The organism is Mesorhizobium sp. WSM4828, from assembly GCF_055811175.1.
On sequence record NZ_JBVVQK010000018.1, the window covers coordinates 1 to 26,609 of the forward strand.

General features: G+C 62.7%; 30 protein-coding genes and 1 pseudogene. 19 read left to right on the top strand and 12 right to left on the bottom strand.

Annotated features, from left to right (window positions below; all coding sequences use genetic code 11):
• Positions 1-254 precede the first annotated feature (254 nt).
• Positions 255-728: a transcription elongation factor GreA gene (gene greA, locus AC0L2X_RS20000; protein ID WP_023719113.1), complete on the bottom strand. Its 474-nt coding sequence runs from the start codon at positions 726-728 to the stop codon at positions 255-257.
• A 318-nt stretch (positions 729-1,046) separates the two neighbouring features.
• Positions 1,047-1,607, bottom strand: coding sequence for a tetratricopeptide repeat protein (locus tag AC0L2X_RS20005; protein ID WP_352489073.1), 561 nt, complete (start codon positions 1,605-1,607; stop codon positions 1,047-1,049).
• A 238-nt stretch (positions 1,608-1,845) separates the two neighbouring features.
• Here AC0L2X_RS20005 and AC0L2X_RS20010 point away from each other — a divergent pair, with 238 nt between their 5' ends.
• The 4 genes from AC0L2X_RS20010 (at position 1,846) to AC0L2X_RS20025 (ending at position 5,094) form a co-directional block, all read left to right on the top strand.
• Positions 1,846-2,271, top strand: coding sequence for a DUF3775 domain-containing protein (locus AC0L2X_RS20010; protein ID WP_352489072.1), 426 nt, complete (start codon positions 1,846-1,848; stop codon positions 2,269-2,271).
• Positions 2,272-2,788: 517 nt separating this feature from the next.
• Positions 2,789-3,334, top strand: a complete 546-nt coding sequence (locus tag AC0L2X_RS20015; protein ID WP_473600270.1) for an extensin-like domain-containing protein — start codon at positions 2,789-2,791, stop codon at positions 3,332-3,334.
• 116 nt (positions 3,335-3,450) lie between these two features.
• Complete coding sequence (locus tag AC0L2X_RS20020; protein WP_473559096.1) at positions 3,451-4,320, top strand: extensin-like domain-containing protein; 870 nt, start codon at positions 3,451-3,453, stop codon at positions 4,318-4,320.
• 66 nt (positions 4,321-4,386) lie between these two features.
• The gene (locus AC0L2X_RS20025) at positions 4,387-5,094 is read left to right on the top strand and encodes an LssY C-terminal domain-containing protein (protein WP_352489069.1); all 708 of its coding nucleotides are present in this window, start codon (positions 4,387-4,389) and stop codon (positions 5,092-5,094) included.
• Positions 5,095-5,142: 48 nt separating this feature from the next.
• Here the strand turns inward: AC0L2X_RS20025 and AC0L2X_RS20030 are convergent, their stop codons facing one another.
• Positions 5,143-6,162, bottom strand: a complete 1,020-nt coding sequence (locus tag AC0L2X_RS20030) for a zinc-dependent alcohol dehydrogenase family protein (protein WP_473559094.1) — start codon at positions 6,160-6,162, stop codon at positions 5,143-5,145.
• A gap of 127 nt (positions 6,163-6,289) precedes the next feature.
• Here AC0L2X_RS20030 and AC0L2X_RS20035 point away from each other — a divergent pair, with 127 nt between their 5' ends.
• From AC0L2X_RS20035 to AC0L2X_RS20050, 4 genes are all read left to right on the top strand, one after another.
• On the top strand, positions 6,290-7,231 hold the full coding sequence (locus AC0L2X_RS20035) for a LysR family transcriptional regulator (protein ID WP_473559093.1): 942 nt from the start codon (positions 6,290-6,292) through the stop codon (positions 7,229-7,231).
• A 58-nt stretch (positions 7,232-7,289) separates the two neighbouring features.
• On the top strand, positions 7,290-8,600 hold the full coding sequence (locus AC0L2X_RS20040) for a hemolysin family protein (RefSeq protein WP_352489066.1): 1,311 nt from the start codon (positions 7,290-7,292) through the stop codon (positions 8,598-8,600).
• A gap of 75 nt (positions 8,601-8,675) precedes the next feature.
• A complete protein-coding gene (locus AC0L2X_RS20045) occupies positions 8,676-9,413 on the top strand; it encodes a class I SAM-dependent DNA methyltransferase (RefSeq protein WP_473559091.1) in 738 nt (245 codons plus the stop codon).
• Between the two features lie 197 nt (positions 9,414-9,610).
• Positions 9,611-9,904 carry a hypothetical protein gene (locus AC0L2X_RS20050; RefSeq protein ID WP_473559090.1) on the top strand — a complete coding sequence of 98 codons (294 nt, stop codon included), beginning with the start codon at positions 9,611-9,613 and terminating at the stop codon, positions 9,902-9,904.
• A 52-nt stretch (positions 9,905-9,956) separates the two neighbouring features.
• Here AC0L2X_RS20050 and AC0L2X_RS20055 read toward each other — a convergent pair whose 3' ends face one another.
• Positions 9,957-10,247, bottom strand: coding sequence for a hypothetical protein (locus tag AC0L2X_RS20055; protein ID WP_292658141.1), 291 nt, complete (start codon positions 10,245-10,247; stop codon positions 9,957-9,959).
• Positions 10,248-10,568: 321 nt separating this feature from the next.
• Between AC0L2X_RS20055 and AC0L2X_RS20060 the strand changes: the two genes are divergently transcribed.
• The 6 genes from AC0L2X_RS20060 to AC0L2X_RS20085 all read left to right on the top strand — a co-directional run bounded on the left by AC0L2X_RS20060 (position 10,569) and on the right by AC0L2X_RS20085 (position 16,489).
• Positions 10,569-12,566 carry an ABC transporter ATP-binding protein/permease gene (locus AC0L2X_RS20060; RefSeq protein WP_473559089.1) on the top strand — a complete coding sequence of 666 codons (1,998 nt, stop codon included), beginning with the start codon at positions 10,569-10,571 and terminating at the stop codon, positions 12,564-12,566.
• 259 nt (positions 12,567-12,825) lie between these two features.
• Positions 12,826-13,299: a VOC family protein gene (locus AC0L2X_RS20065; RefSeq protein WP_473559141.1), complete on the top strand. Its 474-nt coding sequence runs from the start codon at positions 12,826-12,828 to the stop codon at positions 13,297-13,299.
• Positions 13,300-13,381: 82 nt separating this feature from the next.
• Positions 13,382-14,161 (top strand): class I SAM-dependent methyltransferase, encoded by a 780-nt coding sequence (locus tag AC0L2X_RS20070; RefSeq protein WP_473559139.1) that lies wholly within the window; start codon positions 13,382-13,384, stop codon positions 14,159-14,161.
• 59 nt (positions 14,162-14,220) lie between these two features.
• The gene (locus AC0L2X_RS20075) at positions 14,221-14,391 is read left to right on the top strand and encodes a hypothetical protein (RefSeq protein WP_473559087.1); all 171 of its coding nucleotides are present in this window, start codon (positions 14,221-14,223) and stop codon (positions 14,389-14,391) included.
• A 235-nt stretch (positions 14,392-14,626) separates the two neighbouring features.
• Positions 14,627-15,061 (top strand): FKBP-type peptidyl-prolyl cis-trans isomerase, encoded by a 435-nt coding sequence (locus AC0L2X_RS20080; protein WP_352469784.1) that lies wholly within the window; start codon positions 14,627-14,629, stop codon positions 15,059-15,061.
• 837 nt (positions 15,062-15,898) lie between these two features.
• Positions 15,899-16,489 (top strand): HAD family acid phosphatase, encoded by a 591-nt coding sequence (locus tag AC0L2X_RS20085; RefSeq protein ID WP_473559085.1) that lies wholly within the window; start codon positions 15,899-15,901, stop codon positions 16,487-16,489.
• A 48-nt stretch (positions 16,490-16,537) separates the two neighbouring features.
• Here AC0L2X_RS20085 and AC0L2X_RS20090 read toward each other — a convergent pair whose 3' ends face one another.
• Positions 16,538-17,518 (bottom strand): quinone oxidoreductase family protein, encoded by a 981-nt coding sequence (locus AC0L2X_RS20090; RefSeq protein WP_473559084.1) that lies wholly within the window; start codon positions 17,516-17,518, stop codon positions 16,538-16,540.
• A gap of 98 nt (positions 17,519-17,616) precedes the next feature.
• Between AC0L2X_RS20090 and AC0L2X_RS20095 the strand changes: the two genes are divergently transcribed.
• On the top strand, positions 17,617-18,009 hold the full coding sequence (locus AC0L2X_RS20095) for a winged helix-turn-helix transcriptional regulator (protein WP_473559082.1): 393 nt from the start codon (positions 17,617-17,619) through the stop codon (positions 18,007-18,009).
• Positions 18,010-18,083: 74 nt separating this feature from the next.
• On the opposite strand, the gene AC0L2X_RS20100 is transcribed toward AC0L2X_RS20095, so the two are convergent.
• On the bottom strand, positions 18,084-18,689 hold the full coding sequence (locus AC0L2X_RS20100) for an NADPH-dependent FMN reductase (RefSeq protein ID WP_473559080.1): 606 nt from the start codon (positions 18,687-18,689) through the stop codon (positions 18,084-18,086).
• A 91-nt stretch (positions 18,690-18,780) separates the two neighbouring features.
• Here AC0L2X_RS20100 and AC0L2X_RS20105 point away from each other — a divergent pair, with 91 nt between their 5' ends.
• Entirely contained in the window at positions 18,781-19,149 is a 369-nt protein-coding gene (locus AC0L2X_RS20105; RefSeq protein ID WP_023678378.1) for a winged helix-turn-helix transcriptional regulator, read from the top strand.
• A 51-nt stretch (positions 19,150-19,200) separates the two neighbouring features.
• Here the strand turns inward: AC0L2X_RS20105 and AC0L2X_RS20110 are convergent, their stop codons facing one another.
• The 5 genes from AC0L2X_RS20110 to AC0L2X_RS20130 form a co-directional block, all read right to left on the bottom strand.
• Entirely contained in the window at positions 19,201-19,566 is a 366-nt protein-coding gene (locus AC0L2X_RS20110; RefSeq protein ID WP_473559078.1) for a hypothetical protein, read from the bottom strand.
• 97 nt (positions 19,567-19,663) lie between these two features.
• Positions 19,664-20,059 (bottom strand): acyl-CoA thioesterase, encoded by a 396-nt coding sequence (locus AC0L2X_RS20115; RefSeq protein WP_023678380.1) that lies wholly within the window; start codon positions 20,057-20,059, stop codon positions 19,664-19,666.
• 772 nt (positions 20,060-20,831) lie between these two features.
• On the bottom strand, positions 20,832-21,284 hold the full coding sequence (locus AC0L2X_RS20120) for a nuclear transport factor 2 family protein (RefSeq protein WP_473559076.1): 453 nt from the start codon (positions 21,282-21,284) through the stop codon (positions 20,832-20,834).
• A gap of 39 nt (positions 21,285-21,323) precedes the next feature.
• Positions 21,324-21,986: a hypothetical protein gene (locus AC0L2X_RS20125; protein WP_473559074.1), complete on the bottom strand. Its 663-nt coding sequence runs from the start codon at positions 21,984-21,986 to the stop codon at positions 21,324-21,326.
• A gap of 109 nt (positions 21,987-22,095) precedes the next feature.
• Positions 22,096-23,283 carry a helix-turn-helix transcriptional regulator gene (locus tag AC0L2X_RS20130; RefSeq protein WP_473559072.1) on the bottom strand — a complete coding sequence of 396 codons (1,188 nt, stop codon included), beginning with the start codon at positions 23,281-23,283 and terminating at the stop codon, positions 22,096-22,098.
• On the opposite strand from AC0L2X_RS20130, the gene AC0L2X_RS20135 reads away from it, so the two are divergent.
• Positions 23,260-23,673 carry a hypothetical protein gene (locus AC0L2X_RS20135; RefSeq protein ID WP_352489049.1) on the top strand — a complete coding sequence of 138 codons (414 nt, stop codon included), beginning with the start codon at positions 23,260-23,262 and terminating at the stop codon, positions 23,671-23,673. The genes AC0L2X_RS20130 and AC0L2X_RS20135 overlap by 24 nt on opposite strands.
• Before the next feature lie 327 nt (positions 23,674-24,000).
• On the opposite strand, the pseudogene AC0L2X_RS20140 reads toward AC0L2X_RS20135, so the two are convergent.
• A pseudogene (locus tag AC0L2X_RS20140) lies at positions 24,001-24,926 on the bottom strand (LysR family transcriptional regulator).
• Positions 24,927-25,032: 106 nt separating this feature from the next.
• Here AC0L2X_RS20140 and AC0L2X_RS20145 point away from each other — a divergent pair.
• Positions 25,033-25,824 carry an alpha/beta fold hydrolase gene (locus AC0L2X_RS20145; RefSeq protein ID WP_473559070.1) on the top strand — a complete coding sequence of 264 codons (792 nt, stop codon included), beginning with the start codon at positions 25,033-25,035 and terminating at the stop codon, positions 25,822-25,824.
• Between the two features lie 127 nt (positions 25,825-25,951).
• The gene (locus AC0L2X_RS20150) at positions 25,952-26,524 is read left to right on the top strand and encodes a GNAT family N-acetyltransferase (protein ID WP_473559069.1); all 573 of its coding nucleotides are present in this window, start codon (positions 25,952-25,954) and stop codon (positions 26,522-26,524) included.
• Positions 26,525-26,609: the final 85 nt, after the last annotated feature.

The following is a 26,609-nucleotide window of genomic DNA, read 5'->3' on the forward strand; positions in this document are numbered from 1 at the left end:
CGCATCGGCCTCGCCGAATTCCACGCCATCAAGTACGGAACCAAACTCAATCTGCAAAATGTGTGAATCCGATAGGTATAGTGACGGGGAGAAGGGGCTGAACGCAAAAGTCGGCGCTTATTTGCAACGCTGAAAATTGGCGAAATCATCGATGACAGCCCCTTCTCCCCGTCACTATACGGGGAGAAGTGCCCGGCAGGGCGATGAGGGGCGGCGCTACCTGATGAGGCTAAAGGCACCCACGCCCTTAACCCTTAAATAAACTGCACCTGGACGATCTCATAACCCCTGGCGCCGCCCGGTGCGTTGACCTCGATGGCGTCGCCGACTTCCTTGCCGATCAGGGCGCGCGCGATCGGCGAGGAGATCGAGATGCGGCCGGACTTCACGTCGGCCTCCTGGTCGCCGACGATCTGGTAGGTCTTTTTCTCTTCGGTATCCTCGTCGACCAGCACCACGGTGGCGCCGAACTTGACCTTGTCGCCGCTGAGCTTGGTGACGTCGATCACCTCGGCCCGCGCGATCAGGTCCTCGAGTTCGTTGACCCGGCCCTCATTGAGGCTCTGTGCCTCTTTTGCCGCGTGATATTCGGCATTTTCGGAGAGGTCGCCATGCGAGCGCGCTTCGGAAATCGCCTCGATGATACGCGGCCGCTCCTGTTGCTGGCGCCAGCGCAGTTCTTCCTTCAATGACGCGAACCCCTCGCCTGTCATCGGGACCTTGTTCATAATGCCTGACCTTTCCTGCCGCCGCCCCCGCAATCGGGAGCGACCTTGTCGATGGTACAAAAAGAAAACGGTCCGGCAGCCTCGCTAACGGAACCGTCTCACCACAATCCTGCAAGATATAGCAATCTTCGCGGGTTTTTCACGTCCAAAAAGTCGGATTTTGAAAAATCGTCCACCGATTGCGCGGCTGACCTCACGTCAAGGGGCGCATCACGTGTGCCGTGATGCCAAATTCCGGGTTCGGGGCAGCATCCAGCACAGCAAAAAACCGGCTGCGATCGCTCGCAGCCGGTTATGAGCAGCGTTCCGGAGGTCGGATCAGCTCCTCATGAAATGATCGATCTGCTCCGACAGCATGCCGTATTCGCGAGATCCCTTGCCCGTGCGCTTCTCGATTTCGCGGAGCTGTTCCTGGGCGCCGGCAAGATCGCCGATCTGCAGGTGCGCCTCGCCGAGATATTCGCGTACCAGCGTGTAATTCGGGTCGATGCGCAGAGCTTCCTCATAGTAGCCGAGGCCGACGGTGACACGGCCGGAATGGCGGTGCGAATAGCCGAGATAATTGAGGATGCGCGGGTCCTGCTTGTTGGCGGCGAGGCTGAGCACGGCGATCGCCTCGTCGTAGCGTCCATCCATCGCCAGCGCGCGACCGGCATCATAGATGCTGTCGTCATCCAGCATGCCTTGCTTTGGCGAGACACATTTCTTCTGCTTCTTGTCCCAGGCCTGCCCCTTCTTGCACTGGCTCTGGCCGCCGCCGCCGCCATTGCCGCCGCCGCCACCGCCACCTCCCCCGCCTTCACCAGCCGAAAACGCCGGAGCCGCAATCAGCGGCAGGGCGGCGATGGCCATGGCGTAAATCAGCAATCGTCTGCGCATTGAACTCTCCTTTGAACCTGACAATGCAACACTAACGCCGGGCCGAAGCCGTTTCGTCCCCGGAAAATGCCATCCTATCTCAAAACGGCGATCTCTCCCAGGAAGGCCATCTTATCCCGGCAACGGAGGGCATCGGAAATCATGCTTCACGATTAACGCCGCCGCGCAAGAGAACGTGACGAGCGCTGCAAATCCGCTATCATCGGGACCGACCGAGCACGAAGCAGGGAGACGGCCGGTGCAGCAACGCGTTGAACGAGACTGGGAGCTTTCGATCGGTCCCGACACCGTGCGCCTGTTCATCCTGAAGGCGAAGGCGCTCAGCGCAGCCGTCAACGAAGACTATGCCGACGGCGCCGAGCACGAGGTAGAGCTCGACGGCAACGCGCACGACAACCACCATCATGACGGCCTTGCCGAGGAAAGCTCCGAAGATCTCACCGAAGAAGAACTGCGCGAGCTGATCGACGATCTCAATGTCGACGAAGCGGCCGAACTGATTGCGTTGGCCTGGGTCGGCCGCGGCGACTATGACGCAACGGAATGGATGGACGCGCTGACCGCTGCCCGCGAGCGCGCCAACAAGCGCACGGCAAAATATCTGCTCGGCATGCCGCTGCTGGCGGACTGGCTCGAGGAAGGCCTGGAAGCGATCGGCGCGTGACGACGCGGTTACCGATTGTGATCGGTCGCCCTCCTCGCCCAAGGCAACTTCCCTGCATTCTGGCCGTTGCGACGTAATGGCGGCGTTTGGCTTTTTCAGATTGGGCAGATTGCTGCTGGCCGTTGCGGCTACGCCGCTGACGGGACCCGTTTTAGCCAAGACGCCCGAGCTGCCGCAAACTGCACCGGTTCCGCAGCTCAACCAGCAAGTCACTCCGCCGCCACCAACCGAGATCCCGGTCCCCGAACCGCGCCCGGCGGATGCCCCGGCGGCTGAGCCGCCCCAGGCCACTCAGCCCCAAGGCGGTCACTCCCAGAACGGCCAGCCCCAGAACGGCGAACCTACGACCAGCCAGCCGGAGCCGCCGGCGATTGCACCACAGCCGCCCGAAAAGCCGGCGCGGGCTGAGCCGCCGGCAAGCCCACCGGGCGCGCCACCAAACCCGGCCGAGGCAGACGAGAAGGCGGAGCAAAAAATTCTTCCAGATCCTCGATCGGCCGCCATTGCCGGGAAAGAAATGCCGGCCGAGGAATTGGCCTGCCGCAGGCGGCTGAAGTCGATGGGCGTCGATTTCGAGGAGCGCAAGCCCGAGCATGATACGGCGGTCGGTTGCTCGATCCCCTACCCGATCGTGCTGAAGACGCTCGGCAAATCCATCGCCATCGGCCCGGACCCCGAGCTCAATTGCCAGATGGCGGAAGCGGCCGCCCGCTTTGCTGCGTCCGTCATCCAGCCTGCCGCAAAGGCCGAGTTCGGCACGGATATCAAATCGATCGGCCAGGCCTCCGCCTTCGTCTGCCGGCCGCGCCACGCCGGCGGCAAACTGTCGGAGCACGCCTTCGGCAACGCGCTCGACATCGCCAGCTTCACGCTCTCCGACGGCAAAGAGATCGATGTCGGTCCAGCGCCGCCACAGAAGGATGCGAAATTCCTGGATGCAGTGCGCAAGGCGGCCTGCGGGCCGTTCAAGACCGTGCTTGGCCCCGGCAGCGATGCCGATCATTCGCTGCATCTCCACTTCGATCTCGAACCGCGCCGCAATGGCGGCACGTTTTGCCAATGACGCCGGCCGCCGATGGCGGGCGCCGCAATTTGGCCGCAGGCGTGAACGGCGCCGCTGATTTTTCCTTTACTCTTCAGGTTTAGAGTCTGTGCCATCTGGGGACAGGAACCCTTCCGATGGCCGGGCTACTTCGCGCTGCGCTTGCCGCTGCGCGGCACACAGGACGCGCGCGCATGGCCGGCAGGCTTGCCGCCATGCTTGCCATTGCGGCGGTCTCGGCCTGCAACACCGGCAGCGTGCTGTCGCTGCAGCCGGCCGTCGATGTCGGCAGCCAGACCGCTGCCGTCCCGCCTAATTCCGACCCACAATATTCCGGCCCGCAAGATTCCGGCATGCAAGATTCCGGGCCGCAATATTCGGGTATGCAGCGCCTCGTCCCGTCCAACCCCTATATGACGGCCGCCTATCCGCGCATGGACAATCCGATGTCGCCGGCCGAACAGATGCCGGCCACGGAGATCGATTGCCGCAAGGAACTGAAGCGCCTCGGCGTCGTCTACACCGACGTTGCGCCGATCCATGAAGGCCAGTGCGGCATCGACTATCCGGTCAAGGTCTCGGCCATCGGCAGCGTCGAGATGAAGCCGGCGGCGACGCTGACCTGCGACATGGCCGCCACCTTTGCCGGCTGGACAAGGAACGAACTCGTCCCGTCGGCCCGCTGGCGCTATTTTTCAGGCGTCAAGACCATCCACCAGGGCTCGAGCTATTCCTGCCGCAGGATTGCCGGCGAAGGTGTCTTGTCGGAACACGGCAAGGGCAATGCGCTCGACGTGATGAGCATTGAGCTTAACAATGGCGACGACATCGACGTCCGCAAGCCCGGCCTGTTCGCCTTCCGCACACGCGGCTTCCTCAACAATGTGCGCGCCGACGGCTGCCAGTATTTCACCACCGTGCTCGGCCCCGGCTACAATTACGACCACCGCAACCATTTCCATTTCGACATCAAGAACCGCAAGAACGGCTACCGCGCCTGCCGCTGATTGCGGCCCCTGCCCAAGACCTGCTGCGCCGATTAAGATGGTGCGCAGACGCTTGGGTGGTGCCTCTTGAGCCAACGAAGCCTTCGACGACGTGCAACGACCTGGCTGGTGGCATGCTGTGCCGCTTATCTTTCGCTCGCCTATTTCGCCGCGCCTGAGTTCTGGACGTTGCGGGACCGCAATTTTCGCAATCAGCAATTCGAGATGGTGACGCACACGCCGCAAGGCATTCCGGGCGATCCGATCAATGTCGGCCTGGTCGGCACCAAGAAGGAGCTTGTCCATGCCTTTGCCGTCGCCGGCTGGGATACGGCAGACGCGGTCACACTGAAGACCGCGATCGAGATCGGCGAAAGCGTGCTGTTTAACCGCCCCTATCCCGATGCGCCGGTCAGCCGGCTTTTGTTCGAAGGACGCGCCCAGGACCTAGCCTTCGAAAAACCGGTCGGCGACAGCGCCGACCGGCGCCACCACGTCCGCTTCTGGCAGACCGATTCAACCGGCGACGACGGCCGCCCGCTTTGGCTTGGCTCGGCAAGCTTTGACCGCGGCGTCGGCCTCAGCCATGACACCGGCGCGATCACCCATCACATCGGCCCCGACATCGACGCCGAGCGCGATGCGCTGATGCGCGATCTCTCCGCCGCCGGCATGCTGATCTCGACCAGCGAGATACCAGGCGTCGGCGCCACAAAGACCGGGCGCAACGGCGAAGGCGATGCCTATTTCACCGACGGCAAGGCCATCATCGGCGTCCTGCTGCAACTGCCGTAGGCGCGCAATCGGCCTTCCCGTCTGACAGCCATTTTCGTCCCGACGAGGTCAGGGCACGGTGATCACGATCTTGCCAAACGGTCCCGTCTCCAGACGCTCAAATGCCTGCGGCACCTCGTCGAAGCCAAACACCTTATCGATCACCGGCTTGATCGCGAGCGTCTCGATCGCCTGGTTCATCCGCTCGAAAGCACGGCGGTGGCCGATCGATATGCCTTGTACGACGATCCGGTTGCGCAGGAACGGAATGATCGGGAAACTGAGCTCCATGCTGCCGAGAAGGCCGATGAGCGACAGCCTGCCGTCGGCGCCCAGCGCATTGAGCGAGCGCCGCGCATTGTCGCCGCCGACCATTTCCAGCACATGCCTGACGCCGGCGCCGTTTGTCAGTTCGCGCGCCGCCTCGTCCCATGCCGGCTGGCTGCGATAGTTGATCCCCTTCCAGGCGCCGAGCGCCTTCGCCCGATCGAGCTTCTCGTCGCTGCTCGAGGTGACGATGGCGCGCAGGCCGAAGGCGGCGGCAAACTGCAGCGCAAACAGCGACACGCCGCCGGTGCCCTGGATGAGAACGGTTTCGCCCGGGATCGGCTTGGCCGCCTCGACCAGCGCGAACCACGCCGTCAGCGCCGCGATCGGCAGCGTCGATGCCTCGACGTCGCTGAGCGACGGCGGCGCCGCCACGGCGGCATCCTCGTGAAAAAGCACATGCTCGGACAGCGTCCCGGGCAGTGACGAACCCAACGTATGCTTGTGCAGCACCGGCGGGGCGTCGCCGTCCGGCCAGTCGGCGATCACCTGGCCGAGCACGCGCTGCCCGATGCCGAAGCGGCTGACTTCGCTGCCGGTGGCGACCACTTCGCCTACCGCGTCCGATGTCGGCACGAACGGAAAGCTGAGGTCCGGTATCAGCACGCCATCGACGATCATCCTGTCCTTGTAATTCAGCGATACCGCTGTGACGCGTACCAGAAGATCATGCGGCCCGGGTTGGGGCAGCTTTCCCTCAGCCGGCTTCAAACTGGACAGGCCGAAACCGGTCATCTTCCAGGATCTGTTTTCGGTGCTCATTTGGTTCGCGCTCCGTGGTTGATGGTTGCGCGAGACATTTACGCCGTTTCACTATGGAGAAAAGTGCTTCCATGTGGCATGTTCCGCAACAGATTAAGGAGTAAAATTCTACAATAGGAGCGCTTCATTGGAATCGGCCAATTTGCAAGGCATCGTCGCATTCGTTCACGCGGTGGAGGCCGGCAGCTTCACCGGCGCCGGCGCACGGCTGCATGTCACGAAATCGGCGGTCGGCAAGTCGATCGCACAGCTGGAACAGCGATTGGGCGTCCGCCTGCTCAACCGCACCACCCGCAGCCTGAGCCCGACCAGTGAGGGCCTGAGCTACTACGAAGCCTGCGTCAGGGCACTGGCCGAGATCGAAGCCGCCCAGTCGCTGTTGGCATCGCGCAAGCAGGTGCCTTCCGGGCGGCTGCGCGTCGACCTGCCCTTGGCCTTCGGCCGCCGGTGCGTCGCCCCGCTGTTGTTCGGCATTTCCAAGAAATTCCCGGATCTGACGATGGAAATCTCGTTCAACGACCGGCGCGTCGACCTGATCGAGGAAGGCATCGACCTGGCGGTCCGCATGGGCGACCTCGACGACAGCTTGTCGATCGCCGCGCGCCGCATCTATGCCCAACGTTCGGCCATCGTCGCCGCCCCCGCCTATCTCGACGCCCATGGCAGGCCGCACTCGATCGAGGACCTGGCCAGGCACAGTCTCATCGGCTACGGCCGCGACGGCACGGTCCATCCCTGGACCATCAGGCATGCCGACGGCCGCCTCGAAAAGTTCGCGCCCAAGGCGCGGCTAGTGCTCGGCCACGGCGAACCGATGCTCGATGCTGTACTGGCCGGCTGCGGCATCGTCTATCTGCCGACATGGCTGACGGCCGACAGCATCAGGCGCGGCGAGCTCGAAATGGTTCTGTCGGACTGTCTTGTCGAAAACACGGTGGTGCATGCCATCTGGCCGGTAACACGCAATCTCGCGCCAAAGGTGCGCGTCGTCGTCGACGCCCTGATCGAGCATTTTTCCGCGCCGCCCTGGGATGCGGCATGGGGGCCGCCTGACTGCTCCGCTCGCTAAATTTAAAAAGCGCGACCGTCCTATTTTCGAAAACCGCGCGGCAATGCTATGGACCGGCATGCTTTATGCTGAAATTGCCATCGTGGTCGTCCTCATCTGCGTGAACGGCCTTCTGTCGATGTCCGAGCTCGCCATCGTCTCGTCGCGGCCGGCGCGCCTCAAGGCGATGATCGACCGCAACGTCAAGGGCGCCGGCCGGGCCCTGGCGCTCGGCGCCAATCCGGGAAAGTTCCTGTCCTCGGTGCAGATCGGCATCACCTTGGTCGGCGTCCTGTCAGGCGCCTTTTCCGGCGCCACGCTCGGCGAGCGGCTGGCCACCTTCCTGGCGTCGGCCGGCGTCCGCGAAAGCCTTGCCGACCCGCTCGGTGTCGGCATTGTCGTCGCCATCATCACCTATGGCTCGCTGGTCATCGGCGAACTGGTGCCCAAGCAGATCGCATTGCGCGACCCCGAACGGGTCGCCGTCAGGGTCGCTCCGGCGATGACCATCCTCGCCAGCGTTTCGGCGCCGCTGGTCTTCCTGCTCGATTTTTCCGGCCGCGCCCTGCTGTGGCTGCTTGGCCAGCACGGCCAGAGCGAGGATAAGGTCACCGACGAGGAGATCAAGATGCTGGTCGCCGAAGCCGAGCACCACGGCACCATCGAATCCGACGAACGGCGCATGATCGCCGGCGTCATGCGTCTCGGCGACCGTGCCGTGCGCGCGGTGATGACGCCGCGCACCGAGGTCGACTGGATCAATCTGCAGTCCGACGAGGCGGCCATCAGGAAGCTGCTGATGGACACCCAGCATTCGCGCCTGCCGGCCGGCGACGGCGGCGTCGACGCCATGATCGGCGTCGTCCAGACCCGCGACGTGCTGGCGGCGATGCTCGGCGGTCGCGCTCTCGACCCGCGCCGGCACGTGCGCACGGCCCCAATCGTGCATGACCAGGCCGATGCGCTGGACGTGCTTGCGACGCTGAAGGAATCCGACGTGCCGATGGCGCTGGTTCATGATGAATACGGCCATTTCGAAGGCATCGTCACCCCGGCCGACATTCTGGAAGCGATCACCGGCGTCTTCCGTTCCGATCTCGACGCCGGCGAAGAGGAAAACGCCGTCAAGCGCGAGGACGGCTCATGGCTGCTCGCCGGCTACATGCAGGCCGACGAGATGGCGGAGGTCCTCGGCATCGACCTGCCCGAGAACCGCGACTACGAAACCGTCGCCGGCTATGTGCTGTCGCATTTGCACCATCTGCCGGCGACCGGCGAATGTGTCGACGCGCAAGGCTGGCGCTTCGAGGTGGTCGATCTCGACGGCCGCCGCATCGACAAGCTCATCGCCACCCGCCTGCCCGGCGGCCACCGCGAGGTCGTGCGGTAAGAAGCGGCGCGATTTATGGCTATATGCTCGCGGCGACACCGCTCGCACAGTCAAAGTTGATTGGGAATACCGCCTATGGTCGACCAGCTTTTCGCCGACCCGTATCTCGCTGCCGTCTACGATGCCTGGCACCCGAGATCTGCGCGCGACGACTATGATTTCTACCTACCCCGCATTCTAACAGCAGACGCGGTGCTTGATGTCGGATGTGGAACGGGCACCCTCCTTCACGAGGCACGCCTGGCGGGACATTCAGGGCGGCTCTGCGGCATCGACCCAGCACCCGGCGTGTTGAATCGCGCACGAACGCGCACGGATATCGAATGGGTCCTCGGCGATCTCCAATCGACCGGCTGGACAGCCGAGTTTGATCTCATTGTGATGACTGGGCACGCATTCCAGGCCCTTGTCAGCGACGAAGACCTGGGGGATTTCATGGCGGCTGTCCGACATGCCCTTGTGCCAGGCGGATGCTTCGCTTTCGAAACGCGGAACCCTTCGGTGCGGGCGTGGGAGCACTGGACACCCGAAAATGCGGTCGTCGTTGAGCTGCCTGACGGGTCTCTGGTGCAGATCACAACAGAGGTGATCATGCCGTTCGATGGACAGACGGTGACATTCACCCACAGGTTCGGCGGAAAGCATCCGAGCCTTCCGCAAATTAGTCGCAGCACCTTGCGATTCCTCGACATGGACGCCTTATCGACCCTGCTGGGGAAAGCGGGGCTACGGATCGAACAGCAATTCGGCGGCTTTGACGGCAGCCCACTTGGCCCTTCGAGCCCAGAGATCATCACGTTCGCGACGAGATGAAAAGGAGCATCCGCTCTCCAGCCCGTGCAGGCAACGGCGACTCGCGGACCCATTGCGGACGTGGAGATCGAATCAAGTGCCTGGCCGCGCGGTTATCCGCTTCCGACACCCATTCCGGTCATCCCGCCCGATGCGCGCTAGCGGTCGGCTGCCGGCGCGGTTATTATCGGCGCCCTGTACCGTCGCTATGGTGAAAAATGGATCTGCGAGCCTTCAGGGATTCGATTGTCAAAGCACAGCCGCCAGCCGGCTTGAGCCCTGCCCTGCAGGCGCTGTGGTGGGATGCAAAGGGCGATTGGGCTAAGGCGCACGAGTGCGCGCAGCAGCGCGACGATACGGCGGGCATGCACGTGCATGCCTATCTCCACCGCAAGGAAGGCGACCAGTCGAATGCGGAATACTGGTATCGCCGCAGCAATGCGGCGCCGTCGACCTTAACGCTTGACGAGGAATGGCAAGAGTTGGCGCGCGCACTTTTGCAGCAAAGCTGACGCTTGCTCAGTCACCGTAAAATAGCCGGTCCTGCAACCACTCGCCGGGGTTTCAGCTGGCGCCCTGTGGCTTGTCCCTGCCGTTCCATTCGGCATTGCGCGCCCTCGCCTCTTCGGCGATCAGCTTGAACTCCCGCATTTTCGCAGCCTCGATGGCGAATGCGCTGCTTGGCAGGACGCCGGGGTCCTCCTGACTGTTCTGAAACTGAAAACGGGCCTCCAGTTCGGCCCATATTCGCTCGGGTGCCGTATCCTTGCTGGCAAGCAGCGCAACGACCAGCGCCAGAGTCTCGCGCTGGGCGTTCAGCCGCCCTTCGATCTCTTCATTCGGCAATTCGGACATGCGGGTCGCTTCCAGTTTCTGGCTCAACGGCAAAATCGCACCCTTGTTCCGGAATTCAGCGCTGGCACGGTCGGGCTGGGCAGCAGATGCTCACGATCGCAATCGAGATGATCTCTCCTCCTCGATCCTGTTGACTCGGGCCGATGGCACTTCTCGCGCCGCTAAGCCGACGCTCGGCGGCCTGCCGCCCGCAACGATCAAAGCCTCTCATTCGAAAACTGCTGCAAGCACCGGAACAGCTGAGAAGCCGTGGCGTTGTTGGCATCCGGCATCTCGAGCGGACGCTATGAAACCTTCTGATTTTTAAGCCGTTATCGCCGGATGCCCGAGGCTAAATTAAAGCCGAAATCGGTTGACGGCGCCCAATCGCGCGATGCCGAGAAGTTGCGCCGCGAGAAACAATCGACCGTCGAAGTCGCGTCAGAGGTCGTCGGCGAGCCCGCGCCGCTGCCGGATGTCATCGAACCCGATCCTGAGCTGACGCCGGAAGAGGCCGAGCGGGCGCGCAAGAGATACCTGCTTAAGCGCTTCTGGATCAGCGCGCGCGGTTATTGGGGTAGCAGTGGCGACAGGGTCGCTTGGCCGTTGACGATCGGGCTTTTGGTTCTGATCGTCACCAATGTCGGCTTCCAATATGGGATCAATGTCTGGAATCGCGCAATTTTCGACGCCATCGAGCAACGCGATGCCCATACCGTATATTGGCTGAGCGCCGTGTTCCTGCCACTCGTGTTCGGAAGCGCAAGCCTTGTGGTGGCACAAGTCTTCTTTCGCATGAGGATACAGCGCCGCTGGCGTTCCTGGCTCACCACAGCGGTCATCGCGCGTTGGCTGGCGAGCGGCCGCTACTATCAGCTGAATCTCGTCGGCGGCGACCACAGCAACCCCGAAGCCCGCATCGCCGAGGATTTGCGGATTGCCACCGAATCGCCCGTCGATTTCATCGCCGGTGTCATCGTCGCATTTCTGTCGGCCTCGACCTTCATCGTGGTGCTCTGGACGATCGGCGGCGCCCTGACCCTGCCGATCGCAGGTTCGACCGTCACCATTCCCGGCTTCCTGGTCATCACCGCGGTGCTCTATTCCGCGATCACGTCCACTTCGATGGCGGTCATCGGCCGCCATTTCGTCCGCCTCTCCGAGGGAAAAAATCAGGCTGAAGCCGAGTTCCGCTACACGCTGACGCGCGTGCGGGAAAACGGCGAGAGCATCGCATTGCTCGGCGGCGAGGAGGAAGAGCGTAGCGGCATCGACAAGACGTTCGGCCATGTGCTCAGGCAATGGGCGCTCCTTGCAGGCCAGCACATGCGCACGGCGCTGGTGTCGCAGGGGTCGAGCCTGTTTGCGCCTGTCGTGCCGGTCTTGCTTTGCGCTCCAAAGTTCCTCGAAGGCAGCATGACACTTGGACAGGTCATGCAGGCTGCCTCGGCGTTTGCCATCGTGCAGGGCGCGTTCGGATGGCTGGTCGACAACTATCCCCGTCTCGCCGACTGGAACGCCTCTGCACGGCGCATCGCCTCGCTGATGATGTCGCTCGACGGGCTCGAGCGGGCGGAGCAGAGCAACACGCTGGGACGCATACAGCGCGGCGAAACCGGCGGCGATGCGATGCTCAGCCTGAACAATCTCTCCGTGTCGCTCGACGACGGCACCGCCGTGGTCAAGGAAACCGAGGTCGTGATCGAACCGGGCGAACGGGTGCTCGTCGCCGGCGAATCCGGCTCGGGCAAGAGCACGCTGGTGCGGGCCGTCGCGGGTCTGTGGCCATGGGGTAGCGGCAGCGTCAACATCCGCGCCGACAGACGGTTGTTCATGTTGCCGCAACGGCCTTACATCCCGACCGGGACGCTTCGCCGCGCAGTCGCCTATCCGGGCGCCGCCGACAACTGGACGCTGGATAAGATCAAGGCTGCCCTCGACAAGGTGGGACTCGATTATCTCAACGAGAGGATCGAGGAGGATGCGCCATGGGACCAGACCTTGTCGGGTGGCGAAAAGCAGCGCCTCGCCTTCGCGCGTCTTCTGCTGCACCGCCCCGATATCATCGTGCTGGATGAGGCAACGTCGGCGCTCGATGAGAAGAGCCAGGACAAGATGATGGAGATGATCATTCGCGAATTGCCGAAGGTCACCATCATAAGCGTGGCGCACCGCGCCGAACTGGAGGCCTTCCACAGCCGCAAGATCACATTGGAGCGGCACAAGGGCGGCGCAAAACTTGTCAGCGACATCGAACTCGTCCCGCGCAAGGACAGACGGAACTTGCTTATGCGCCTTCTGAGGCAACGGCGCGCCAACGGAAAGCCAGCGCGACCTTGAGCAAAGCGGCGCTGCCCCACGCAAAAAGTGAGGCCGCCGGTCGGACCAGGCCGACCATCGCCGGTTCGAGTCACTGGCCGCATCTGGTCCTGAAAGCACCAGCCGTGGTAGCTTGATTCCGGGCAGGTGTTGCTTTCGGAACGTCGATGGCACGAGCGCATTTCCATGTTCGTGGTGCAACGCCGCGGCCGGCTGTGAAAACCCGGGTTGATTTCAAAAGCCCAGATTGATTTCGAAAGCAAAGGGACCAGCAATGACAATCGCCAAGAACACGATCTGCCTTTGGTACGACAAGGACGCCGAGGCCGCGGCCCGCTTCTATGCCGAGACTTTTCCCGACAGCTCGGTGAAATCCGTCCACCGCGCTCCCAGCGACTACCCGTCCGGCAAGGCGGGCGACGTGCTGACGGTCGAGTTCACGGTCGCCGGCATCCCCTGCCTCGGCCTCAATGGCGGGCCCGCGTTCAAACACAACGAAGCCTTCTCCTTCCAGATCGCCACCGACGATCAGCAGGAGACCGACCGCTACTGGAACGCCATCGTCGGAAATGGCGGCCAGGAGAGTGCCTGCGGCTGGTGCAAGGACAAGTGGGGCATCTCCTGGCAGATCACGCCGCGCGTGCTGACCGAAGCGATGGCCGCCGGCGGCGATGAAGCAAAGCGCGCATTCGACGCCATGATGGAGATGAAGAAAATAGACGTTGCTGCGATCGAGGTGGCACGGCGCGGTTGACAGTCCTGGGCTGACCCGACGCGAAAAGATCAGAGCGGAGCGGCCGGAAATGCTGCCGGCCCCATCTCCAGGCAGGCGTGCGATGGTGTTGAACTGCGCTGATTTTTACGACGCCGAACTGCGACGGCACAACGAGGTCTTCAGGGCTGCGGTCAAGGCGGGAACGCGCGATCGCGTGCTCGACATCGGATGCGGTTCGGGACAATCCTCTCGCGATGCCGCCCGTGTCGCGGTGGAAGGCAGCGTGCTTGGCGTGGACGTATCGGCGCAGATGCTCGAGATCGCCCGGAGGCGTAGCGCGGAAGAGGGATTGCGAAACGTCGCCTTTGAGCGCGGCGATGCGCAATTGCTGGTGTTTCCGCCGGCGGGCTTCGATCTGTGCATCAGTCGGTTTGGCGTGATGTTCTTTGCCGATCCGGCGGCGGCGTTCGCCAACATCGCCCGGGCGATGCGACCAGGGGCGCGTCTTGTATGGATGGTATGGCAGGGCCAGAACCGCAACGAATGGGCGACTGCCATTCAGCGGGCAATTGCGCCGGGGACCGCCATATCGGCGGGCGCCGCCACCCCGTTTTCGCTTGGCGATCCCGCCATCACCGCGGAGATCTTGCGTGCATCCGGATTTGTGTCGATCGACTTCGCCGAAGTGCATGAGCCGGTCTTCTACGGCAGGGACGTCGATGCGGCCTATGACGCTTTGCTTGGCCTGCAACTGGTCAAGGATCCGCTCGCCCGCGCAGATGTGGATGCCGATGCGGCGCTGCGGCGGTTGCGCGATCTGCTCGACGCGCATTTGACCGCGGACGGTGTGCTTTTCGACTCGCATGCCTTGATCATCACCGCGGTTCGGGCGAGCCGATAATAGCCGCTCGAATGTAGACGATCCTGTTCTCTCGGCCTTCTGCTCAACCCATTTGCGGCGTGATCGTTGGAGAAGCCAAGTCCGGCTTCCTTGCCGACATGGCTGCCCGGTTGCCATCGAGAAAAATTCCGGCCGCTGCCGACGTCGCCGCCGCCTATGTCTATCTCATGGAAAGCGACTTCACGACCGGCGAGACAATCCGCATCGATGGCGGCCATCACCTGATCTAGCCACCATTTGCACGCCGCCTGAATGGGTTGAGCCGGCATGACCGGTAGACCGGCGCACTCCTGCCGAAGGCAGCGAGCGCCGGCGGCATCATGCCGGCGTAGCTCAATCGGGGTTTACATCGGCAGCCAGGTCCCTAGTTTTAGCGTTTCGCCCCGCGCACCCGAGTGCGTGGATGATCGAGGACGGGACCGTGAGCTTTGGCCGGCCCCTCGAAACTTTCAAAGGATGGCTATCATGACACAGGCCAAGAATGGCGACACCGTGCGCATCAATTACAATGGCCGCCTGGCTGACGGCACTCAGTTCGATTCTTCCGGCAACGAACCGCTGCAATTCACGCTGGGTGAAGGACAAGTGATCGCCGGTCTCGAAACCCATGTCGAGGGTATGGAGGTGGGCGCGAAAAGCACCGTCACCATTCCCGCCGACGCCGCCTACGGCCCCCACCGCCCCGAAGCGGTCATGACCGTCGATCGCGCCCGCGTACCAGACAACATCAACGTCGATATCGGCACTCGATTGCAGGTCAGAACCCCAGAAGGGCGCCCGATGCCGGTAACAGTCGTCGGCGTAGACGACACCAGCGTCAAGCTCGACGGCAATCATCCGTTGGCCGGACGGGATCTCGTGTTCGACGTCGAGCTGGTCGAGATCGTTCAGGCGGCATAGCGTACGGCAAAGGCCGTGGTGGCTATGACTTCGGGTGACGCACTTCCGCCGGCGGTTTCGGCGGTGCGTCACCTGTCGGAGGGAAAGACCGCAACGGCGGAAATCGTGTAGCTTGCAGCAACCCATAGAGACATTCGGCATCTGGAATGTCCAATTCAGCGTCGCAGTCTCGAGAACCTGTGGAAGGGTAGTGTCTCAGTTTGAAATTAAGACGACGGTCCATCGTAGTCAGGCGGTGGCGGCGTGCCTGGCCACCGAAGCACGACTTCCTCGCAGGAGTCTTGCATGCGCATGACGCGGACGGCGTTGCCGATCACATCGGTGGGGCGCTTCTGGCCTTTAGGTCCGATGGGCAATTGCTGCCTCCTGAATTGGCCAGCGCTTATACGCGACGACCCAGAGAATGATTATCATTCCCAACGGGACCACAGAGAGAAGCGCCCACGCCCGAGACATTCTTAGTCGTCCAAACAGCACCCACGCGGGGATTGCTGTGAGGACTGTCAACAAGGCGAATGGTAGCAACTGAATCGGATCTGACATTGGGTGCCTTCCATACTTTCCGCTGAGCACATAGGCGGTTTCGCCCAGGCGAGCAAACCGGGATAGGCGCTTTCGCGAGTTTCAAATTTCAAACTGAGACACTACCGTGGAAGACCTCGCTTGACAGCCGACTTCTCGTGACCGCAGAGTCTCGTGATGCGGGCGATTGGTTGGAATAGAATTGCGCGTGTCGGGGCAATCGTGCTGACGATCGGCACAAATGTTCCTGCGCCGGCGCGTTCCGACTCGCTCCTTCTCACAAGCCCGTCCCAGCCAGCCAATGTCGGCGATGCGATGCTGGCGGCTGCCAATTATCATGATTCCGGCGACTATGATCGCGACCTTGCCGCTGTGGCGAAGCAGGCAGGCGACTGGATCGTCAAGCGCGCAATGGAGGTGCCTCGCCCCGCACTGGTGCTCGACATCGACGAGACGGCTTTGGCCAACTGGGAAGTGATCACACGTGATAATTTCGGCCGCCCGATCGGCGGCGCCTGCGACATCGCAATCGACGGTCCCTGTGGCTGGGCCGCCTGGGACCAGCTTGCGAAGGATCCGGCCATTGACCCGGTGTTGGAGGTCTTCCGGCAGGCGCGAACGGCGAAAGTCACGGTGTTCTTCATCACCGGACGTCCGGAGGACCAGCGCAAGGCAACTGAACAGAACCTGCAGTCGGCCGGCTATGCCGGCTATGAGCAACTTTACATGGTCCAGCCTGGGGCCAAATACGGCTCCGCCGCAGATTTCAAGGCACCCATAAGGGCCGAAATCGAAAAGGCCGGCTACACGATAATTGCCAATGTCGGTGACCAGCCATCCGACCTGTTCGGCGGGCATGCCGAGAAGCTGTTCCTGTTGCCGAACCCGTTCTACCGGGTTCGCTGACGGCCTATACGGCACACGCCCGGATCCTCGGCTCCTGCCGAGCACCTACTAAGGTATCAAGACGACCTTGCCGGTAGCGCCGCGCTCCTCCAGCAGGCGATGCGCGTGGCTGGCCTGGTCGAGCGGGAAGCGGCCGCCGTTGGTCACCTTGAGCTCACCGCTCGCGGCCAGATCGAAAAGCTCCAAAAGACCGTCACGGAGTCCGTCCGTAGACAGTAGCGGCAGCAGGGCAAAACCCCTCAGCGACTGGTTGCGACCGATCATCGCCTCCATCTGCGGGGCGCCGAGCCTGTATCTCCCCAGTGCGGCAAACACCAACTCTCCGCAAGGCGCCAAAGCCTCCAGCGCAACCGCCGTCAGCGGGCCGCCGACGATGTCGTAGATGATGTCGGCGCCAGCGCCGCCTGTCGCTGCCCGGACGTGCTCCGGCCAATCCGTCTTGCTGTAATCGACGGCAGCGTCGGCCCCCAGCGACAAAGCAAGGTCGAGCTTGGCCTTGCTGCCGGCTGCCGCGATGACACGGCTCGCCCCGGCGCGCTTGGCAAGCTGGACAAGCAGGGAGCCGACGCCACCCGCGGCAGCCGCGACCAGCACCGATTTGCCGGCCGGCGGGCTTTGCCGCGATAGATGCAGCGCCGTCAGCCCTTGCACCATCAATGCCGTCGCGTCTTCGAAAGAGAGCGCATCCGGCAAGGGCACGGCCAGGCTTGCGTCGATCGTCACATAATCGGCATAGCCGCCAAACGGCCGGCTCGAGGAGAGCAACGGCGCGGCGACGCGCGTGCCGAGCAAGGAAGCCTCCACCCCCTGCCCGAGCGCCTCGACGATCCCGGCGGCCTCGACGCCAGGGATCATCGGCAGTTGCGGCGTCACCGCATAGCGATCCCTACGCATCAGCACTTCGAAGAAATTCACCCCGGCCGCATGAACGCGGACCAGGACCTCGCCGGCTTGCGGATCAGGCTTCGGCACCACGACTATGTCGAGAACGTCGGGCCCGCCGAAACGGTTCAGTTGAATGGCTCTCATCGCATGCGCCGATCGCTGTTGGCATCGGCCGCTGTTTGCCACTATCTGCCTTGCTTCGACTACACACCGATTTGTCCACTGCTGACCGGGAGGTGACCATGGCCAAGCTGATCAAGAGACTGCCGATGCTGCCGGCGGAGCGCGCGCTGAAGGTGATTTCGGGCCGCTGGAAGGCGGTAATCCTGTACCATCTCTTCGACGGGCCCCGGCGGCTGTCGGCGCTGCAGGCGCTGATGCCCGATATCACCCAGAAAGTGCTGATCCAGCAGCTTCGCGAAATGGAAGAGCACGGCCTCGTGCGCCGCGAGATCTTTGCCGAGATGCCCTCGCGCGTCGAATATTCGGCGACGCGGCTCGGCCTCAGCCTCGAGCCCATCCTGCTGGCACTTTGCCAGTGGGGCCAGCATCACGCCGACGAACTGAATGAGATGGACCGCCTTGCCGATTGCATCATCAGGCCACGGCAAGCGCCGGACGCTCATGCCGTGTGAACAAAAAGGGCGGCGCATGCGCCGCCCCAATGCTTGGGAGAATTAATCCTTGGGAGGACTGTTCGAACCTGTGCTCAGGCCGCCTTGACTTCCTCGGCGACGGCATCGGCCTGACGCGCCGTCTTCAGCACCCTGGCCCACCATGCAATATCGTTGACCAGCGCGGTTGCCGCCTGGTTGAGGTGCTCGAACTCGTCGAGCTTCTTGTCGCCTTGCTTGACGGCAAGGAAATCGGACCAGGCGATGTGGACGGCGGACTTCACCGGCGCCATCTGCAACTCGACCGCATGCAGCCTCAGCTGCTCGACCGCGCGCGCGCCACCGACGCTGCCATAGCCGACGAAGCCGGCCGGCTTCTTGTTCCACTCGTTGGCGGCGTAGTCGATGGCGTTCTTCAGCACGGCCGTCGGGCCATGATTGTATTCGGCGGCGGTGAAGATGAAGCCGTCGAATCCGGCGACCTTCTTTTGCCAGCGCTGCGCCACGTCGTTCTGCGACGGCACCCAGGCGGAGGATGCGACCTCATCGAAGAACGGCAGCGGGAAATCGCGCAGGTCGACGACTTCAACGTCGATGTCGGCGTGCGACTTGGCGATCTTGGCAATCCATTGGGTCGGGACGTCGGCAAAGCGGGCCGCGCGGGTCGAACCAATGATGATGGCGATTTTGGGTTTTGACATAGAGGGGGCTCTCCTTACGGGAATACTGGTATCGTTTAGATACCTGAGCTATATGAGTAACTACCCGCTCAATGTGCAAGGAGGCACTTTTTTGTTACCAAGGCACCCGCACCGCACCGAGGACTGCCGCGCCATCTCGGAAATCCTGCAGCGCGTCGGCGACAAATGGACGGTGCTCGTCGTTGGCAAGCTCGGCAACGGGCCACTGCGTTTCAACGAGCTGCGCAGCGCCGTCGGCGGAATTTCGCAAAAGATGCTGACCACCACCTTGCGCGGGCTCGAGCGCGACGGCTTCGTCACCCGCACGGTGTTCCCGACCATCCCGCCGCGGGTCGACTACGAATTGACCGATCTTGGCTACGAGCTGCTTGTGCCGGTCGATGCGCTCGGCGAATGGGCGCGCAAGAACACAGAGCGCGTCAAGGCCGCGCGCGAGAAGTTCGACGCCATGCACAGCTGAACCCTTGCGCTACAAGGGTTTGAACCTGCCTGGGATAACCCTGGACGAGCCCTACTGCTGTAACTGCATCTTGCTCTTCGGCAGCTTCTCGATCCGGTTCCATTTCGGGTTGGGACTGACCACCCGCCCGCCAATCGTGCAGGTCGTAGTCGTCTCCTTGCGGCAATTGCTCACCGTCGTGCCGCTGGTATCGCATTTCGTCGCCGAGCAGATCTCGCACTTGGCCGCCTGCCCGTTGATGGTGCGGTTTTCCGACGTGCAGGTAGCGCCTGGATCGCCTTTTTTGACCTCGGCAAAAGCGCTCGCGGACGACAGGCAGAGCAAGGCTGCAAAGGCACCCGCCAGGGCAGCGTTCAGCATGTGTTGACGCATTGTCTTTCCTCCCAAGATCCCGTCGGTCGCGCTGCAGGCGCGCATGCGGGAACCCGTTGGCCAAAGACCACGCGGGATCGCTGTCCGCATCCCCCGCGCGGGAGAGACGGCTGTATAAATCCGTCTTCTGGAATCAGGCCGGTCAGCCTTCGGCCGGAACCGCCTTCGGCTTGCCTTCGCCGTCCAGCGCCACCATGACGAAGTCGGCATGGGTGACCTTCTCCATCAGGTCGGAGAGATAGCGCTGCGCCCAGGCCTCGACCTTGAGCGTCATCGAGGTGCGGCCGACGCGTTCGACATGCGTATAGATGCACAGCGTGTCGCCGATCTTCATCGGCTTGGCGAAGGACATTTCCTTCACTGCCGCCGTCACCACGCGGCCCTTGGCGCGCTCGGCGGCGCGGATGCCGCAGGCGAGATCCATCTGCGCCATCACCCAGCCGCCAAAAATGTCGCCTGCCGCATTGGCGTCCGAAGGCATGGCCAGCGTCCTGAGCGTCAGATCGCCGATCGGCCGCCCGTCCGCGTAATGCACCATTTGGCCAATCCTCTCGAAGCCGATTGTCCCGATCCCGTATCGTCACGGCACAGACAGGTCAACGCCACTGAATGGTGTCGCCGCCTGAAATTCGGCTATCGGTCGACAGTGTTGAAAAGATGCGGCGCGAAGCTAGACGAGCGCAACCAGTACGCTTGCATACCGTAGCCGAGCTGGCGGCGTATTCGTGATACGCGATCAACCTCGTCCTGAAACGAGATTCTAACGGAATGTGTCAGGCGGTTGGCTGGGTGACTTTTCAACAATATCGGCGGAAAACGGTCAAATCGATGTGGGCTATGGCGCTCTATAGCACGCCATAAACCCACTTCTTTCAAACCAGCCGTCCTTGAAATTGCGACACAGGAACCGACCTGTGTAACCTTCAGAATATCCAAGGACGAGCACGATCGCGAGCACAGTTGAAGCGGCCAAGACTCGTCTCCATTTCATGGTTCCATGCTCCTGCTCCGGCAATCTTGTAACCGAAGTTCGCAGTTCTCTAAATGGCTGCAACGAGAAGGCTGGCGCGCCCGATGGCGCGACAGAACCAAGCCCTCGCCGATAGGCGTGCTTCACAAAACGGGCCAGGGCGTCGGGACGTAGGCGTAGGCGTTGCCTTCGCGGATAACGTGACCGATGCCTGGAAAGGCAGGTGAATGTGGATCAATTCGGGCTGAAAAAGAAGCAAAGTTCTGGCTCCATGACGGCGGCAGAGCCGATGGTCCCGCCAGCGCAATTCCTTTCTCTGCCCGTTTCGGACCGAGGCTTTTCAGAACGCGAAATCCGCGGACTGAACGACATCGGCTGGGAGCCAGGTTTCATGAACCTGCAAGATCTCGGGCCCGCGGCTGTAGCCGCGATCGCGGACCACCATCGTCGTGACCCGGCCATTGTTCGGTTCATCGGAGTCCTTCGCGTCGCGTTGCCATTCGTGGTAGTTCACGATCGCCAGGTCGGCGCTTTGATGGCTGATCCGGATGTCGCGTATTTTGATACGGAAGGCCGGATTCGATCCGTAGATGCTCTTCATGTAACCTGCGAAGTCTTTTTTCCCGAACGCCCTGCCGCCTGGCATGATGGCGACCAAATCGTCGCTGATCCGGTCGAGCGCGTTCTTCTTGAACGTCGCGTCGTCGCCAGGGCATCGGCCCGCCACCCAGTCGGTGAAGAATTCGTGGATGTCGTGGATCGTCGCCTCGATTTCCTTCGTTTGAAGGGACATTTTTTCCTCCTGTCTCAAGATGATGCTGGATCAGGCGCTTTACGCCGTGGCTTGCCCCGACCGGACGCTGCTTGAGGACAGCCCGTACCACGCGAGCCACAGGCACATGAGAAGCGAGGAAATCAGCCAGATCGGACCTCCGATGCCGATCCCGAGCTGCTCACCGAGTGTCCACCCGGTTGCCGAAAGGATACCGAACGCCGAGCCGACGATCGCGGCCCATCGCGGCAGTATCCCGACGTTGTCGCGGGCGTCGTGATACGCGACAAGCGCTGTCGCCAAGGCCAGCGCCCAGAATCCGTTACCCATGCCGCCGGAAAACGCCCACCAGGTCATGAAAGCGTTGGTGTCACCCCGGTCGGCCGCGACCGCGACCACCGATGCCTCGGCGACTGCGGTGGAGAACGTGGTCAGGGCGCCGAGAGCCATCACCATCCAGGCGGAACTCAGCATCGGCGAATGCCGGACCCGGGGGTTGAGCGCCAGGTTCAGGAACGAAGCGCCGGCGATCAGGAACAGCGCCGCTGCCGCCGTCCAATGGACCGTAGCCCATCGCCCATGGCCCTCGGCGATATTCTGCATCTGAACGGACAAATCCGCGTCCGGTGGCCCGTGAAAGACGAGCGCAGCCGCCAGCAGCAGCGTTCCGGTGGCGAGCCAGACACCGCCCGGCCCGCTCATGCTGCTATTATTCGTTTGCATCGGGAAAACCTCCTGTGGCCTTTACCACACCATGACGTTTAGACCCGCGCCACGGTTGCCCGCTTCGGCGTAAATACCCACGCAGCGAGAAATTTTGGCTTGGGTAAGATTACCCAGATACGCCCATGCCGATCAGGCCGTGCTCGATCGCAAAGGCCGTGGCTGCCGCGCGCGTGCGCACGTTCAGCCGCGTCAGGATATCGCTAACGTGACGGTCTACCGTCCGCTGGCTCAAACCGAGCTCGCCGGCAATTTCCGGGTTGGTCAGGCCTGACGCGATCAGGCGCAGAACCTGCGACTGTCTGGGGGTGAGAGCTTCGCTGCCTGTCGCCGTCATGGTCGCCCGCAGCTTGCCGGCAACGGCTTCGTCGGGGCGCGCGCCGAGCTCGCGGAAAAGTCTTATCGCTTCGTCCAGTTCGGTCTGCGCCGCTTCAGTATCGCCGGTTGCGAGACAGGCCCGCGCTGTCAGCACCCGCATCCGGGCAAGATGATAGGGCGCCCGAAGGTCCCAGAGGATCTCCACTGTGCGCCGGATATGGGCCAATGCCTCCGCGGCTCGACCAGCATGGATCAGCACCCGCGCGGTAGCCTCGGCGGCTGCGGCGCGGACTGCATCCGCGGAATATTGGCGCGCGCAGTCGCGCAGTGTTTCGCACAGTTCCCAGGCGTCATCGGCAGAACCGACAGCGAGAGTGATTTCCACCGCAGCCGGCAAGAGGCGGAGTTTGCCGGGCATGTCGTCGACCGACTGCAGTGCGCGGCGGATCGCCGAAAGGGCCGACTGCTCGTGCCCCTGCTGCAATCGCATAAGCGCCAGCCCCGGCTGCGGATCGAACCCGAGCCTGCTCGCTGCGCGATAAGCGGCATCGGCCTCGTCCCATTGGCCGCGGAGGCGAAAGACCTCGCCCTTCTGGTAGAATGCCGGACCGGCGTGGTGCTTCGAGGGCCCCTGCTGAAGGCGGATGCTGGCGACACCGGCCTCACGGCCGGCCTCGTCCCAGTGGCCGTCGAGGATCAGGATTTCGGCCCGGTGGATCAGGCATCGGCCGGTGAAGGCAACGATGTCGGGCTGTCCCGAGCACCATCCGACCAGCGCCGATGTCCATTCCCTCGCCCGGCTCGTGGCATGAAATTTCTGACAGATCTCGATCACGCTGCAGTAGACCAGCCCGGTAACGATCGGTGAGAGCCGGCCCGAGATGACCGAAACCATCACCTCGTCCAGCAGTTCGAAGCCGCGCACATAGTCGCCGCGCAGGATCAATATCCGGCCTTGAAGGTGGCGCGCGATAGCCAAGAGGTCCGAATCTTCGCAGCGCTGTCCGATCTCCGCTGCACGTGTTGCGTGCGCGAATGCTTCGTCCGGACTGTCGGCGGCGAGGCATTGTTCGACCATTGGAAGCTGAAGGTAGCCGTGTTCTGCACATTCCGGCGCATGATCCGCGACCAGCCGGTTGGCACGGGTCAGCCATCCGCTGCCTTGGGCGAATTCTCCGCGAAACATCAGGGTGAGCCCGATCCAGAAGCCGCAACGCGCTGCAGATCGTTCGCGTCCGTTCCGGAGATGCTCTTCGAAGGCCCTCTCGTAGTCCCGAACGAATTCCTCCTCGCGCCCAAGCATGTAGGCGGCTTCCCCGAGGCGCTGGAGCTCGGCGCCGCCAAGTTCACTGCGGCGGTCTCTGTCTGACAGTTCGCGGTGAAGCCTGGACCAATCTCCGCGATTGGCTAGCTCCGCATACGGATCCGATGCAACTGCACCGTCTTCCGGCGACTTGTCGGGTGATCGGTCGGAGGGCGCGGGCATATCCTCAGAATAGCACATATCTTGCTGAGGAGGTGGCGGCAGGTTACCGATGTGGCAGAAGTTCGTTTCGGGCTCAATCGAGCCGTTCATCGCGTCCGCCGCCGAGGACCGGAAAGGGTCGCACTCTGCCGTCTGCAAGGTGTTTGTCCCGCGACCGTTGTGTGGCGAAACCGGCTAAAATCCCTGTCATGTGAAACGTGTCATGGCCGCTTAGGGTGTCATTTCGCCCTCTACCGGAACCGCCCCCAACGTCGGCGCCTCTTGCTCGATATGATCCCACAGACGGTTCGAGATCGGCCCGTGCGCCGGTCGCGGCGGCGCGCCACCACCAACTCCTCGGTGCGGCCTGGCAGATGACGACCGGCAATGGATTGCAGGCGTCCGTCGCGCAGCTCTTCCTCGATCAGGAAGCGGGGCATGTGGCCCCACCCGAGACCCTGCAGGATGATTTCCTTCTTCATGCCCTGATCGGCCACCATGCATTGAGGCGCACCCTCGATCATGAAGTAGTCTTGTTGCGGTGAATGGCGGGCCGTGTCGCGCATGACACATTGGGTGAACCCGTGCATCTGATCCGGCGTGATGGGGTGCTTGATCCGCTCCGGCAGAAAGCCCGACGCCACTACCGGAACGAATGGCACCTTGCACAGATCGATCCATTCCACGCGCGGGTCGCTCTTGTCGATCCAGTGCAGGATCAAATCGGCTTCGTCGTCGAAGAGGCGCTCCCACGGCCCGCCCACCGCCTCGAAGTGCAGATGCAGGCGTGTGCCCGGGCACTGGGCGAAGAACCGTCCGAGCATGCCCAGTGCCTGCGGGCGCGGGCACAGGTCGCCGATCACCACATGGATCTCGCTTTCTTCGCCCATTGACAGCTGAGCAGCATGAAGCCGCAAGCCCTCGAGCTCGCGCAGCAGCGATTGTGCCCTGCGATGGAACGACAGCCCTGCCTCGGTCGGGCGCACGCGATAGCCGCCGCGATCCAGAAGAACTAGGTCGAGTTGCCGCTCAAGCTTTGCCACGGCGGCGAACACAGCCGGGTGCGAGCGATGCAGCATGGCCGCCGCAGGCTGAAAGCCGCCGCAGCGAACCACGGCATCGAAGCATTGCAGGTCGTGCAGGGTGAATTCGGCCATGTCAGCTTTTATTACAGAGTTGGTCCCATCTTTGTAATATCATCAAAAGCGCGCCGCAGCTAGGCTTTGCCGCATTCAACGCTCCAAGAAGGAAGGTGTATTCACCATGAATGAGCTGGATTTCGTGACCGTCGGCGATGGCACACGCATCGCCTACCGCATCGACGGCGACGCCGGGAAGCCCGTGCTGATGCTGTCGAATTCCATCGCCACCACGTTGCGGATGTGGGACATGCAGGTCGACGAGCTGTCGAAGCATTTCCGTGTTCTGCGCTATGATTTTCGCGGCCACGGAGGGTCGAGCGTTCCGGCCGGCGCTTATTCGCTCGACCGGCTTGGCCGCGACGTGATCGAGTTGCTCGATGCCCTGGGCATTGAACGCGTACACTTCCTCGGTCTGTCGTTGGGCGGCTTCGTCGGGCAGTGGCTCGGCATCCACGCGCCCGAGCGGATCGAGCGCTTGATCCTGAGTAACACCTCGTCCTACCTCGGACCGGCAAAGCAGTTTGATGAGCGGATTGCCGCCGTGCTGCAGGCGCCGGACATGTCGGAAACCGCCGAGATGTTCCTGGGCAACTGGTTTCCTGCGCGTATGCTGGCGGCCAACGAGCCCGTCATCGAAGAATTTCGCGCCATGCTGCTGGCCATCGACCGGCAAGGCCTGGCTGGTTTATTTGCGGCGGTTCGCGATGCGGACCTTCGCCGAACCATAGCGCTGATTTCCAGGCCAACGCTGGTGATCGCCGGCCGCCACGACACTGTGACAGCCGCCAGCCATAGCGAGCTGATCGCGGCGACGGTGCCCGGCGCGAAACTGGTTGTCCTGCCCGCGGTCCACTTGTCGAACGTCGAGTACCCCGCCGAATTGATGGAGGCCGTGCTCGGTTTTCTGCGCTGAGCCGGAGCACGGCGGGGATGCTGAGTGAATCCCCGTTTCGAACATCCCCGCATGGACCGCAACCTATGGTGCGCTAGCGCGCAGTGAACGCTAGACTGGGCAACATCGATAGCGAATGACGGCTGACATGGAACTCAGCATTCGCCCATTGACGCCCGATCTGTGGCCGGCGCTCGAGGACCTGTTCGGTGACAGCGCCGTCTGCAGTCGTTGTTGGTGTATGTACGCGCGGATCGGTCGATCTTATCGAAAGCGGCCCGGCGAGGAAAACAAGGCAGCGTTCCGGCAAGCCGTCCAGCATGGTCCGCCTCCGGGTTTGCTTGCTTTCGACGGCGATGTGGCTGTCGGCTGGTGCCAGCTGACGCCGCGAGATGCCCTGCCCTGGCTCGATCGGCTATGGCAGCTCAAGCGCGTGGACGACAGGCCGGTCTGGTCCCTGTCCTGCCTCTACGTGCGAAAACAATACCGCCGCCGCGGCGTAACATCCCAGCTGATTGCACAGGCTCTGGAAGTCGCAAGGCGCGCAAATGCTCCGGCACTCGAAGCCTATCCTTTCGACGCCGACGTGTCGCCGAGCGCTTCCGGCAGTGGATATGCCTCCACCTTCGCGCGCGCCGGGTTCAAGGTCGTTGCCCGCAGGACGCCGGCCCGCCCGATCATGCGCTATGAATTCAAGCAGATCGCCGATTATCGCCTGTGATGCCCGGACGGGCTTGCCGACAAAGCACAGGCGAAGGCGTGACCAAGGTCCTGAGCTCAGATGGCGGGGCTTGAAATTCGGCGAT

What these genes read in the sequence shown, in the direction of transcription:
- greA (WP_023719113.1), bottom strand. Translation starts at nt 728, where the DNA reads ATGAACAAGGTCCCGATGACAGGCGAGGGGTTCGCGTCATTGAAGGAA.
- AC0L2X_RS20145 (WP_473559070.1), top strand. Translation starts at nt 25,033, where the DNA reads ATGAATGAGCTGGATTTCGTGACCGTCGGCGATGGCACACGCATCGCC.
- AC0L2X_RS20015 (WP_473600270.1), top strand. Translation starts at nt 2,789, where the DNA reads ATGCCGGCCGAGGAATTGGCCTGCCGCAGGCGGCTGAAGTCGATGGGC.
- AC0L2X_RS20100 (WP_473559080.1), bottom strand. Translation starts at nt 18,689, where the DNA reads ATGTCAAAACCCAAAATCGCCATCATCATTGGTTCGACCCGCGCGGCC.
- AC0L2X_RS20070 (WP_473559139.1), top strand. Translation starts at nt 13,382, where the DNA reads ATGGTGTTGAACTGCGCTGATTTTTACGACGCCGAACTGCGACGGCAC.
- AC0L2X_RS20110 (WP_473559078.1), bottom strand. Translation starts at nt 19,566, where the DNA reads ATGCGCGCCTGCAGCGCGACCGACGGGATCTTGGGAGGAAAGACAATG.
- AC0L2X_RS20030 (WP_473559094.1), bottom strand. Translation starts at nt 6,162, where the DNA reads ATGAGCACCGAAAACAGATCCTGGAAGATGACCGGTTTCGGCCTGTCC.
- AC0L2X_RS20115 (WP_023678380.1), bottom strand. Translation starts at nt 20,059, where the DNA reads ATGGTGCATTACGCGGACGGGCGGCCGATCGGCGATCTGACGCTCAGG.
- AC0L2X_RS20080 (WP_352469784.1), top strand. Translation starts at nt 14,627, where the DNA reads ATGACACAGGCCAAGAATGGCGACACCGTGCGCATCAATTACAATGGC.
- AC0L2X_RS20125 (WP_473559074.1), bottom strand. Translation starts at nt 21,986, where the DNA reads ATGCAAACGAATAATAGCAGCATGAGCGGGCCGGGCGGTGTCTGGCTC.
- AC0L2X_RS20020 (WP_473559096.1), top strand. Translation starts at nt 3,451, where the DNA reads ATGGCCGGGCTACTTCGCGCTGCGCTTGCCGCTGCGCGGCACACAGGA.
- AC0L2X_RS20040 (WP_352489066.1), top strand. Translation starts at nt 7,290, where the DNA reads ATGCTTTATGCTGAAATTGCCATCGTGGTCGTCCTCATCTGCGTGAAC.
- AC0L2X_RS20005 (WP_352489073.1), bottom strand. Translation starts at nt 1,607, where the DNA reads ATGCGCAGACGATTGCTGATTTACGCCATGGCCATCGCCGCCCTGCCG.
- AC0L2X_RS20120 (WP_473559076.1), bottom strand. Translation starts at nt 21,284, where the DNA reads ATGTCCCTTCAAACGAAGGAAATCGAGGCGACGATCCACGACATCCAC.
- AC0L2X_RS20085 (WP_473559085.1), top strand. Translation starts at nt 15,899, where the DNA reads ATGCTGGCGGCTGCCAATTATCATGATTCCGGCGACTATGATCGCGAC.
- AC0L2X_RS20095 (WP_473559082.1), top strand. Translation starts at nt 17,617, where the DNA reads ATGGCCAAGCTGATCAAGAGACTGCCGATGCTGCCGGCGGAGCGCGCG.
- AC0L2X_RS20050 (WP_473559090.1), top strand. Translation starts at nt 9,611, where the DNA reads ATGGATCTGCGAGCCTTCAGGGATTCGATTGTCAAAGCACAGCCGCCA.
- AC0L2X_RS20150 (WP_473559069.1), top strand. Translation starts at nt 25,952, where the DNA reads ATGGAACTCAGCATTCGCCCATTGACGCCCGATCTGTGGCCGGCGCTC.
- AC0L2X_RS20060 (WP_473559089.1), top strand. Translation starts at nt 10,569, where the DNA reads ATGCCCGAGGCTAAATTAAAGCCGAAATCGGTTGACGGCGCCCAATCG.
- AC0L2X_RS20045 (WP_473559091.1), top strand. Translation starts at nt 8,676, where the DNA reads ATGGTCGACCAGCTTTTCGCCGACCCGTATCTCGCTGCCGTCTACGAT.
- AC0L2X_RS20055 (WP_292658141.1), bottom strand. Translation starts at nt 10,247, where the DNA reads ATGTCCGAATTGCCGAATGAAGAGATCGAAGGGCGGCTGAACGCCCAG.
- AC0L2X_RS20090 (WP_473559084.1), bottom strand. Translation starts at nt 17,518, where the DNA reads ATGAGAGCCATTCAACTGAACCGTTTCGGCGGGCCCGACGTTCTCGAC.